The 10,682-nt window shown below is 69.7% G+C and carries 12 protein-coding genes; 6 read left to right on the top strand and 6 right to left on the bottom strand.

Features of this window, described 5'->3' with window-relative positions; all coding sequences use genetic code 11:
• Positions 1–141 precede the first annotated feature (141 nt).
• Both VFZ20_RS10860 and VFZ20_RS10865 read right to left on the bottom strand, forming a co-directional pair.
• On the bottom strand, positions 142–675 hold the full coding sequence (locus tag VFZ20_RS10860) for a hypothetical protein (protein WP_329683894.1): 534 nt from the start codon (positions 673–675) through the stop codon (positions 142–144).
• Positions 676–871: 196 nt separating this feature from the next.
• Positions 872–1,105: a hypothetical protein gene (locus VFZ20_RS10865; protein WP_329683895.1), complete on the bottom strand. Its 234-nt coding sequence runs from the start codon at positions 1,103–1,105 to the stop codon at positions 872–874.
• Positions 1,106–1,514: 409 nt separating this feature from the next.
• Between VFZ20_RS10865 and VFZ20_RS10870 the strand changes: the two genes are divergently transcribed.
• The 5 genes from VFZ20_RS10870 to VFZ20_RS10890 all read left to right on the top strand — a co-directional run bounded on the left by VFZ20_RS10870 (position 1,515) and on the right by VFZ20_RS10890 (position 6,578).
• Complete coding sequence (locus tag VFZ20_RS10870; RefSeq protein WP_329683896.1) at positions 1,515–2,852, top strand: PepSY-associated TM helix domain-containing protein; 1,338 nt, start codon at positions 1,515–1,517, stop codon at positions 2,850–2,852.
• Positions 2,853–4,006: 1,154 nt separating this feature from the next.
• Positions 4,007–5,227 (top strand): ROK family protein, encoded by a 1,221-nt coding sequence (locus VFZ20_RS10875; RefSeq protein ID WP_329683897.1) that lies wholly within the window; start codon positions 4,007–4,009, stop codon positions 5,225–5,227.
• Between the two features lie 257 nt (positions 5,228–5,484).
• Positions 5,485–5,814 (top strand): hypothetical protein, encoded by a 330-nt coding sequence (locus VFZ20_RS10880; RefSeq protein WP_329683898.1) that lies wholly within the window; start codon positions 5,485–5,487, stop codon positions 5,812–5,814.
• A 187-nt stretch (positions 5,815–6,001) separates the two neighbouring features.
• Positions 6,002–6,295, top strand: coding sequence for a BrnT family toxin (locus VFZ20_RS10885; RefSeq protein WP_349264083.1), 294 nt, complete (start codon positions 6,002–6,004; stop codon positions 6,293–6,295).
• Entirely contained in the window at positions 6,282–6,578 is a 297-nt protein-coding gene (locus VFZ20_RS10890; protein WP_329683900.1) for a hypothetical protein, read from the top strand. The genes VFZ20_RS10885 and VFZ20_RS10890 overlap by 14 nt, the downstream gene beginning before the upstream one ends.
• An 85-nt stretch (positions 6,579–6,663) precedes the next feature.
• Here the strand turns inward: VFZ20_RS10890 and VFZ20_RS10895 are convergent, their stop codons facing one another.
• The 3 genes from VFZ20_RS10895 to VFZ20_RS10905 all read right to left on the bottom strand — a co-directional run bounded on the left by VFZ20_RS10895 (position 6,664) and on the right by VFZ20_RS10905 (position 8,805).
• Entirely contained in the window at positions 6,664–7,170 is a 507-nt protein-coding gene (locus VFZ20_RS10895) for an SRPBCC family protein (protein ID WP_329683901.1), read from the bottom strand.
• Entirely contained in the window at positions 7,151–7,489 is a 339-nt protein-coding gene (locus tag VFZ20_RS10900) for a metalloregulator ArsR/SmtB family transcription factor (RefSeq protein ID WP_329683902.1), read from the bottom strand. Before VFZ20_RS10900 ends, VFZ20_RS10895 begins: the two co-directional genes overlap by 20 nt.
• Before the next feature lie 95 nt (positions 7,490–7,584).
• Positions 7,585–8,805: an ROK family transcriptional regulator gene (locus tag VFZ20_RS10905; protein WP_329683903.1), complete on the bottom strand. Its 1,221-nt coding sequence runs from the start codon at positions 8,803–8,805 to the stop codon at positions 7,585–7,587.
• 315 nt (positions 8,806–9,120) lie between these two features.
• On the opposite strand from VFZ20_RS10905, the gene VFZ20_RS10910 reads away from it, so the two are divergent.
• Complete coding sequence (locus VFZ20_RS10910; protein ID WP_329683904.1) at positions 9,121–9,735, top strand: nitroreductase family protein; 615 nt, start codon at positions 9,121–9,123, stop codon at positions 9,733–9,735.
• 401 nt (positions 9,736–10,136) lie between these two features.
• Here VFZ20_RS10910 and VFZ20_RS10915 read toward each other — a convergent pair whose 3' ends face one another.
• Entirely contained in the window at positions 10,137–10,394 is a 258-nt protein-coding gene (locus tag VFZ20_RS10915) for a hypothetical protein (protein WP_329683905.1), read from the bottom strand.
• Positions 10,395–10,682 lie beyond the last annotated feature (288 nt).

Genomic DNA, 10,682 nt, shown 5'->3' on the forward strand with positions numbered 1-10,682 from the left:
CTTCTGCCGGGAGCGCGATCCGCATCCTCTACTTTCCGCACTTCCGCACTTCCGCACTTCCGCACTTCCGCACTTTCGCACTTTCGCACTTTCGCACTTTCGCACTTTCGCACTTTCGCACTTTCGCACTTTCGCACTCAATCAGTCCCTCCTCCACCGGCTCACCCGGCGCCACACGGAATGCAGCCGGCGCATCACCGTCTCGTTCTGCCGGTTCAGGCTGCGCAGCTCGTCCAGCGCCTGGCCCACCAGCCGCTGCTGCGTGTTGAGCTGGTCCAGCATCCCCCGCGCGCGGCAGTTCCATGCGGGCTGCCCGTCCACCGGGTCCGTGCGCGCGCGCTGCTCGGCCAGCCAGCGCGTCTGCTCGTGGATCTCGTCCACGCTCTCGGCAATGCGCTGCATCCGCTCGCGGTCCGCCGTCATCATCTCGAACATCTTTTCCAGGCGCTTGCGGTCCTCCGCGCGAAAGCTGGGTGCGGGGCCGGGCGCCGGCGTCTCGGCCGCGCGGGCGGCCAGCAGCTTGTCCAGCACGCGGGACAGCAGCTGCACCAGCCCGTACGCCAGCAGCGCGATCCCCACCGTCTCCAGCGTGGGGTCCGCGGCGGCGGGAAGCGTGGCCCCGTCCGGCAGGCCGGCCGTGGACGGAGGCACGCCCTGGATGATCAGGGAAAACATGGGGTCCTCGTGTGTCAGTGGGTCCGGCGCGCGGATCCGTGTCCGCGCGCCCCGTCCGCCGGGGCCGGGCCCGCCGCGAATGCAAAAAGGCCCCTCGCCCGGCGCTGTGCCGAGCGAGGGGCCTCGCGGACCCGGTCTCAGGTGTTCCTCCTTCGAGGGTAACGGGAGCCGCCGCCCGCCGTCAATCCCCGCTGGCTCAGGAGGCCTGCTGAAAGGCCCGGGCTGGGATGTCGAAGATGGCGCCGCAGCGGCGGCGGTGGCACTGGTACGTGGCCATCCGGCTCTCCGGCTGGTGGCGGGCCATGGCCTGCACCACGGCCTGCGTGACGCGAACGGCGGGGCGCGAGCCGCACCGGGGGCAGCTGGCCGCCAGCCGCAGCAGGCGAAGCGAATCCGCGGACGGGTCCGCGGCGGGTCCTGGAGCGTGCACGGGTACCTCCTTTCCCTGGCAACGCAAACGGCCCCATCCTGGCCGTTGTGCCAGGCGGGGCCGTACAGGCCGTTGCCATGTCTTTTTTGTGGGATGCGCTCCCCGGGGGGAGCGCGCAACGGCCGGGGCCGACGTGCCGCTGGTCCGACGCTGATAGAAGTATAACATCACCTTTCCCGCATTTAAACCCCAAGATTGCACCTTTTGTTTCGCACGTGATTCGTCGTGCGAGAACAGTGTATACGTATCCATGGGGACATTCAAGGCAAGTCGGACGGGGTGCCGCGCAGCGTGGGCACGGAGGGTCGTACACTCCCCGCGCGCGAAAAGATGCGCCGCCCTCTGGCGCGGGTGTTCGAGCGACGACAGATTGAGAGTGATTCTCATTCGCTCTCTCTGACGCACTCCCATGCGCCTGTTCCGTAAGATCCTCTTCTGGTGCCACCTGGTGACCGGCGTGGCCGTCGCGCTGGTGGTGCTGATCATGTCCGTCACGGGCGTGCTGCTGACGTACGAAAAGCAGATGCTGGCCTGGGCCGATGCGCGGGCCGTGCAGGTGCCGGCTCCCGCGCCCGGCGCCCGGCCGCTCGCCGTGGACGAGCTGATGCGGCGCGTGGGGCAGGCGGAGACGGGCACGCCCACGCAGATCAGCTGGCTGGCGGGCGAGAACCGGCCCGTGCGCGTGGCGTACGGGCGCGAGAAGACGATCTACGCCGACCCGTACACGGGCGCCGTGCTGGGCCAGGGCGCCACGACCATGCGGGCCTTCTTTCGCAAGGTGACGGACTGGCACCGCTGGCTGGCCCAGTCCGGCGACGGGCGCGACCGCGGCAAGATGATCACGGGCGCGTCCAACCTGGGTTTCCTGTTCCTGGTGCTGAGCGGGTTTTACCTGTGGTGGCCGCGCACGTGGACGCGCGAGGCGTTCCGCAGCGTGACGCTGTTCCGCCGCGGGCTGCGCGCCAAGGCGCGCGACTTCAACTGGCACAACGTCATCGGCCTGTGGTCGTTCGTGCCGCTGCTGATCATCGTGGCGTCGGCCGTCGTCATCTCCTATCCGTGGGCCAGCAACCTGGTCTACCGCCTGGCGGGCGAGGAGCCGCCGGCGCAGTCCGGGCCCGGCGGTGGGCCCGGTGGTCCGCAGGCCCAGGCGGGGCGTGCGGGCGCGGCGGGCGAGCGCGGCGGGCGCGAGGGTGGTCGTGAAGGTGGTGGTCGTGAAGGTGGCGGACGTGAAGGCGGCGGCGCGCGCGAGGGCGGGGAAGGACGCGGCGGCGGGGGCGGCGACGTGCTGGCCGGCATCGACCCCCTGCTGGCGACGGCGCGCGGCCGCGTGGACGGCTGGCGCACCATCTCGCTGACCCTCCCCAAGTCGGCGGACGCACCCGTAGTCTTCAACATCGACCGGGGGACGGGCGGGCAGCCGCAAAAGCGCGCCTCGCTCACGCTGGACCGCGCGACGGGCGCGGAGGTGAAGTGGGAGCCGTTCGGCGCGGGCACGCTGGGGCGGCGGATGCGCTCCATCCTGCGCTTTGCCCACACGGGCGAGGTGCTGGGGATCGTGGGGCAGACGATCGCCGGGCTGGTGTCGCTGGGTGCGGCCGTGCTGGTGTGGACGGGCCTGTCGCTGAGCCTGCGCCGCCTGCGCGCCTGGCGGGGCCGCCGCGCGCGCTTTGGCCCGGACGGCGGCGGAACGGCCGGCGCCGTCCGCGACCGCAAGCGCCGGGCAGGCGCGGCCGCGGCGCGGTAGAGCCGATGCGGATCGGATCCGGTAAGGCCCGCCCGCCAGCCGGAGTGGGTGATGCCGATGCGGATCTGATCCGGTAAGGTCCGGCCCCGAGCCGAGTGGGTGATGCCGATGCGGATCGGATCCCGTAAGGTCCGGCCCCGAGCCGAAGTGGGTGATGCCGGTGCGGATCTGATCCGGTAAGGCCCGTCCGCCGGCCGAAGTGGGTGATGCCGATGCGGATCGGATCCGGCGAGGTCCGGCCCCGAGCCGGAGTGGGTGATGTCGGTGCGGATCGGATCCGGCGAGGGCCGTCCGCCAGCCGGAGTGGGTGATGCCGATGCGGATCGGATCCGGTGAGATCCGGCCCCGAGCCCAAGTGGTTGATGCCGATGCAGATCGGATCTGGTGAGGGCCGGCCCCGCGCCGGAGTGGGTGATGCCGGTGCGGATCGGATCCGGTGAGGGCCGGCCCCGCGCCGGAGCGAATGAATTCGCCGCTGGAAAGTCGCGAAGTCCGCCTGCGCGGACTGCCCCAGCACAGGCGAGCCATGTACACCGTGGCAGGCCGTTCGACGGTTCGAACGCTGCCGTTGTGCACAAGGACGGCGTGCGGAACGAACGGTCGGCACAGGCCGACATCACGTTGTCGGAGCCGCGAACTCATTCGCTGTGACTGGGGCGCCGGGTACGCCGGATTCCAATCCGCATCCACTAAACCCATCGTGGCGGTGGGCCGATACAGAGAGAAAGCCTCGCGCGGGTCGCGGGGCTTTCTCGCGTTTGTGACGGACCCCGCCAAAGACGCGGCTCCGCCGCCCGATGCCCCGCCTGGCGCGGCCCCGGATCGGTGCCCGCGCGGCCTCGGACAGGAGCGAGTCGTAAAGGCGTTTGGATTTGCTACGTTTAGAATCTAAAGTTAAGAATCTGCACAAAGCGGCTTCGCGTAAATGGTACAATGAAATCACTTGCTTTCTTCAGAAACTGCGCCTATCCTCCAATCCGTCCCGGGAGCACGTGGCCGGGAGGCGGGCACGTGGCCCGAAAGGGTTGTGCAATCCGGCGGTCGGAACGAAATTGTAAGAGTTGCTTCCGAATTCGGCGTAGGCGCCGCGGAGGAGCTCGACGCCACGGGGACGCAGGTGGCGTAACTGCCGGCAGGCAAAAGGGGATCCGCCGATGCGCAAGATCAACACGGGGCAGTTCCGGCGTGCGACGCGATCCACGCCGCGGGAGATCAACCGCAAGATCGTGCTGAACCTGGTGCGCGAGCACCAGCCGCTTTCGCGCGCGGACCTCGCGCGCCGCATGCACGTGGGCCGCGGGATGATCACCCAGCTGGTGGAGGGGCTCATCCAGGACGGCGTGCTGTTCGAGGGCGCCGTCGCCAACGCGCCCCGCGGCCGCAAGCCCACCCTGCTGCACGTGCGCACGCGCGACCAGTTCGCCATCGCCGTCGACGTGCGGTTCGCCCGCACGTACGTGGCGCTCACGGACCTGGACGGGCGGCAGCTCGCCCTGGAGTCGTTTCCCACGGAGCTGGACCCCGACATGCTCGTGGCGGAGCTTTCGCGCCACGTAACGCGCCTGCTGGACAGCCACGGCATCTCGGAGTGCGAGGGCATCGGCATCGTGGTGCCGGGGATGATCCACCGCCGCACGGGGCAGATCCTCAACTCGCCGCAGCTGGGCTGGCGCGGCGTGGAGATCCGGGAGAAGCTGGCGGCGGGGACGGGGCTGCGTGTGTTCATCGAGAACGCGCCCATCGCCTGCGCCCTGGCCCACATGTGGCTGCCCCCGTTCGGCGGTGGCGAGCCCGACAACTTTGTCTACGTCACCGTGTCGGACGGCATTGGTGTGGGCGTGGTGGAGGACGGCGAGGTGTTCCGCGGCCACGGCGACACGGCGGGCGAGTTCGGCCACCTGCCGCTTTCGCTGGACGGCCCCCGCTGCATGTGCGGACTGCGCGGCTGCTGGGAGGCGTACACCAGCAACGTGGCCACCATGGCCCGCTACTTTGCCCTGGACGCCAGCGTGCCCGAGGGCCGCGAGCGGCTGCGGATGAGCGGGTTCACCATGGAGGACCTCATCGCCCGCGTGCGCGCCGGCGACGCGCGGGCCCGCGGCGCGCTGGAAGAGACGGCGCACTACCTGGGGCTGGGCCTGGCCGGCATTGTCACGGCGCTGAGCCCGGCGCGCATCCTGGTGGGCGGCGAGATCACGGCGGCGTGGGACCTCATCCAGGACATCGTGTCGCAGCGGATGCGCGAGCGCACGCTCACGGCCGCCGCCGCGGCCACGCCGGTGGCCGCCGCGCCCCTGCAGAGCGAGTCGCCGCGGCTGCGCGGGGCCACGGCCCTGCTGGTGGCGCGCAAGTTCGCCGCGCCCAAGGTGGCCTGAGCGGGACGTCGCCGGCGCTCGTCTACCGCCGCTCGTCCCGCCGGCCGGTGGGGCGGGCGGCGCGTCGTTTTCGCCGGATGACGTGGCATCTGGCGGATTGGGAGTGGCCGACTGGCGGGGCGCGCGCGGCCGCGCAGGCTCGGGCCGGACGACAGCCTTGCGCGGGGACCCCTTGGGCGCGCAGACTGCATCATCAATCCGTATCAACCACCGCACTTCATAGCCGTACTCGCGTGGACCAACCGGCGAGGATGCCGATGGCGCGCTACGCCGTGCGCTACTTCTTTGATCCAGGCTCGGGCATCTGCCTGTGGTCCGCCTGTTCGGCGGCCCGCGAGCGGTTCGGCTATCCCATTGCGGCACGCGAGCTTCCCCTTCCGCGCGCCACGCGCGAGCGCATCGCGCAGCTGGTGGACTGGTACGATACCAGCGTGGACTGGGAGTGCCCCGCCGGGCCGTCGCTGTGGACGGAGGAGGAGCACGATCGCTTTGCCCGCGCGGCCAGGCACCTGCTGTCGGTTCTGCGCGTGCAGCTAGGGCCGGACTTCGACATCCGCGACGAGCTCGCCGCCACGCTGCCTCCGTGAGCAACACCCAACTGCTTTCTCACGCAGAGGGAGCAGAGGCAGCAGTACTGCAAACGCCTCACGCCACGACGCGGCTCCGCGCCCGGCGCGAGGCGTTTCGTCTTCAGGGCAGGGACATGGGCTGTCTGCGTCCCGCGCGATGATGCGGGTGGTTGACCTCGCGGGCGCGCTTGCCTATCCTCTGTCGATGGACATCACGTACAGGCTTCAGGGTGTCAGCTTCGAGTGGGACGAGGCAAAGGCCCGTACCAACGTCGAGAAACACGGCGTGACGTTTGAAGAGGCCGTCGAGGTTTTCTTCGACCCATTCTGCCTGGCGGGTGATGCGTCCGTCGGTGGAGAAGACCGGGCGCTGATGATCGGGTACTCGTTGTCGCAGCGGCTCTTGCTGGTCGTGCACACGGAACGGTTCAGCGCCACGCGTATCATCTCGGCCCGTACCGCCACCCGTGGGGAAAGGAAGCTCTATGCGCGATCCTGAGGAGATTACGAACATCCGCATCCGGCCGCGCGCCGCGGAACCGGTGACGCTGCCCATCCCGGTCCAGACGATGGACCTGGTGCGGCGGGTGGCGACTACGCGGGACATGTCAGCGGAGGAACTGCTCAAGTTCTACATCGGCCAGGGGCTGCGGCAGGACGCGGCACGGCTGTTCTCCGAGCGCATCCTGGAAACGACGGCCGAAGTCCTCGCGCGCCACATCCCGTCCGAGGAAGAGCGATCGGCGATTCTGCGCGAGATCCGGGGCGAAGCGGCGGCCTGAGCGCCACGGCGTCATCAACAAGAAGGACGGGCCGCGGAGGGGCAGGGTGCCCTTCCGCGGCTCGCGTGCATAGGGCGGCATGGGGTCAGGAAAGGGACTCGACGAGCTCGTCCAGCTGGTCCATCGTCTCGCGCATGCCCACCTCCATCCCCGACGCGATGGCGCCGTCGCGCGCCTGGGGCGAGGGGTAGCGCTCGCGCGACACCATGTGCGTGCGGCCGCCGTCCTCCTCGAACGTCACCGTGATCACCGCCTCGCCGGCATCGGCCATGGGCTCGAACACCTGCGTGTACACCAGGCGCGTGCTGGGCGTGACCTCCGTGTACCGGCCGGAGAACGCGAACGGCTCACCCTCCCGGGCCTGCAGCACGTAGCGGTATCCGCCGCCCACGCGCACGTCCGCGTCGCAGCTCACGAGCGACACGCCCAGCGACCGCGGCGCCCACCAGCGGCGCACGAGGTCCGCGCGCGTCCACGCGTCGAACACGGTGCGCGCCGGGCCGTTGAACGTGCGCGCGATCACGATCTCGCGGTCGCCCCGCAGCTCCATGGTGGTCTGGTTGCGCGCGGCTTCAGGGGTCGGTGCGGCCATCGGACTTCTCCTGTGCCTTGAGTTCCTCGATGAGCTCGTCCAGGTCCGCGAAGCGCGCGTCCCAGAGCTCGCGATAGCGCTCCACCCACTCGTGCAGCTGGCGAAGCGATTCCGGCCGCAGCGCGTACAGCCGCTGCTGCGCGCGCGGCTGCACGTCCACGATTCCCGTCTCCCGCAGCACGCGCAGGTGCTTGGACACCTGCGGCTGGTTGAGCCGAAGGCGCTCGCCGATCTCGTTGACCGGGCGAGGCCCGGCGCGCAGGAGCTCGACGATGCGAAAGCGGTTTGGCTCGGCAAGAGCAGCGAACGTCTCGATCATGGAATTGAATATGCGCGAACAGGAATATGCTTGTCAAGGAATATAATCGTGCGAGAGAAAGGACGGGCCGAGCGGCCCGTCCCTCCTGGCGTTCTTCAGCCGATGTCGGGCGCGGCGAACATGGGCGCCACCACGAGGGCCGCGGCACCACGCAGGCGCGCCTGCTCGTCCCCCGGCTCGGGGATCACGGGGGTGGCGGCGCTGCCCTGCGTGAGCGTGCGCTCGGCCATGGCCGCCACCACGTCGCGGCCGATGAGGTCCCACGCGCCCGCGATCTCGCCCCCCACGATGATGCGGCCGGGGTTGAGCGCGTTGACGATGGCCGCCAGCCCCAGCCCGATGAACCGCCCGCTGGCCTCCAGCGCCGTCCGCGCCGCCGGCTCGCCCGCGCGCGCCCGGGTGATGACGTCGCGCACGCTCACGCCGCTGGCGGCGACCTGCGCGTAGCTTTCGCGCGTGGCCAGCTCGCGGCCCAGGTAGCGCGCCACGGTGGCGGGGTTGCAGGTGTACGCCTCCCAGCATCCGCGGCTGCCGCAGCTGCACGCGGGGCCGTCCAGCGTGAGCGGGATGTGCCCGAACTCGCCGGCCGCGTCGCGGTGGCCCCGCACCAGGTGACCGTTGATCACCAGCCCCGCGCCCACGCCGTCGCTGATGGTGACGTACGCAAAGCTGTCCAGCTGCTCGCCGGCGTCGCGGCCCATCCACATCTGCGCCAGGGCGCAGGCCACGGCGTCGCGGTCGATGTGCACGGGAATGCCCGTGGCGCGCGCCAGCGGCTCGCGCAGCTCCACGTCGCGCCAGCCCAGCGACGGCGCGTTGAGCAGGCGCCCCGTCTGGTGATCCACCATCCCCGGCACGGCCAGGCCGATTCCCTGGCACGAGCCCACGGCCGCGTTCTCCTCCAGCAGCCGGCCGATGCACGCGGCCAGGTCCGCCACCAGCGCCTGGGGGGTGGAGGGGGTCCGCAGCACCTCCACGGCGAGCTCCTGGCCGCTGAAGTCCGCCAGCATCACGTGCGTCTCGCTCACCCGCGCGTCCACGGCCACGGCCAGCCGGTCGTGCGCGCGCACGTGCAGCAGCGTGGGCTTGCGGCCCCGGCGCGAGGTGCCCGCCTCGCCCTCGTAGATGAGCCCCTGCTCGATGAGCTCGTTCACCAGCGGGCTCACGATGGCGCGCGCCACCTCCATCCGCCGCGCCAGGTCGGCCCGGCTGATGGGCTGGTACTCGCGCACCAGGTTCAGGACGATCTGGCGGTTGATCTCCTTGGTGGTCGTGCGCGTGGCACGCTGAAAGTTCCGCGGATCGATCTTGCGCACGATCGTGGGGCCAGGGTGGGGCGCGCCGGCGGATCCAGGTGCGATCCGTCGATGCGGCGGTGTGGGCGTACGGTCCGCGGAAGATGGCCGCCGCGGCGCAGCGAACGCAAGTCGCGCGTGATTTTTCCGGGCCCGATCCGCCTCCTGAACGCCGAAGGGGTTGAAGATGTGCGTTGCAACGATTATATTGATTGCAGCAATCGAGGGACTGGATGCCCGCCGGGCGATGGGATCATCGACGGCGGGATCTCTCGCGAAAAATGAGCGTCGAAACAAATTCCGTTTCGACGCAATCCGCATCGAAAGGACGTCCTCATGTACGCCACCGACCTGCTGACCGTTCGCGAGGCCGCCGAGCAGCGCCGCTCCATCCGCGCGTACGCGCCGGAGCCCATACCCCGCGAGGACCTGGACGAGATCCTGCGCGTGACCGGCCTGGCACCGTCCGCGTTCAACCTGCAGCCCTGGCGCTTTGTCGTCGTGGAGACGCCGGAGGTCAAGGACGCGCTGGCCGGCGCGGCGTTCAACCAGCGCCAAGTGCGCGGCGCGCCCGCCGTGATCGTGCTGTACACGGACATGCGCGACACGCTGGAGCACGTGGACGAGGTGCTGCACCCGGGGATGGACGCCGTGCAGCGCGCGTCGGCCCGCGAGGGCATCCTGCGCCCGTTCGCCGCCAAGACGGAGGCGGAGCGCGAGGCCTGGGGCGCGGAGCAGGGCAACATCGCGCTGGGCTACCTGCTGCTGACGGCCCAGGCGCACGGATACCAGACGTCGCCCATGGCCGGTTTTGACGCGGACGCCGTCAAGCGGGTGCTGGGGCTGCCCGCGCACGTGCGCATCCCCGCGATCGTCGCCATCGGCCGCGGGGTGGAGGAGGGCTTTCCGCATCACCGCCACGCGCTGGAGCGCATCGCCCGCGCGGCGTAAGCCTGGAGCCACACGCTAAACGCGGGGTGTCATCGGCCGATGCGTCGTCTACAGGGGGCATCCTCCACGATGCATCCCCCGCGACACGCGTCATCCTGAGGAGCCGCCGCGCGATCCTGACGAGACGAGGGCTGTGGCGGCGACGAAGGATCTTGCCCGCGAAACTCTGCGGCAGCCTATGTGCACGGAATTCGCCTCCGAGTCCCGCACACAAGATCCTTCGGTCGCGCCAGGGTTCTGCGTGCGTTCAGGTTGCGCGCGGCGCTCCCTCAGGATGACGCTCTCGCGGGGCGGGGCGGGACGGGGGCAGGCAATGAGACCAAGGGTGGGACGCAGAAAACGGAGGAGGCCGGGTCCGCGTGACCCGGCCTCCTCCGTTTCGTCCTTCGGTGCGGGCGCGGTCAGCTCGTGACGGCGTCCACGCGGGTCACGCGAAAGGGGTACCAGTCGCGCTCACGTTCGGCGTGCACGTGCACCTGCCCCACCCCCGCCGGGCGAAGGACCAGGTCGGCCTCGTGCTCGTCCTCGTGCACCAGCTCCGTGGGGACGAACAGCTGCCCAAAAGTCTGCTCGGCAATGTGGCGCAGCTCCTTGGGCACGGTGAACATGGCCCCCAAGAGCTCCTCCGCCTGCCGCAGTTCGGTCGTGGTCTGCTCCATCCTGGACAATCTCCTGGCTTGCTGCGCCGTGTGCCGTTCCTGCAATTGGAAGCTTTTCTTCCAATTTAAGTACCCGGCATCGCGGCACAAGGTTTCGCGGGCGCGATTTCCGGGTTTAAGGATGACGTTTTTTCGCTGCAATCCACGGACCAGCATCATCCCTGGATTTGAACTATCTTATGACTAAATCCGGCATCACTTTAGATAGTTAGGCGAAGGATGATCTGACAATTCCATCTGTGTGTCTACTCTGCGATTCTCTACAACCATTCACGGCGGATGTCTTCC

Source organism: Longimicrobium sp., assembly GCF_036280135.1.
Lineage (GTDB): Bacteria > Gemmatimonadota > Gemmatimonadetes > Longimicrobiales > Longimicrobiaceae > Longimicrobium.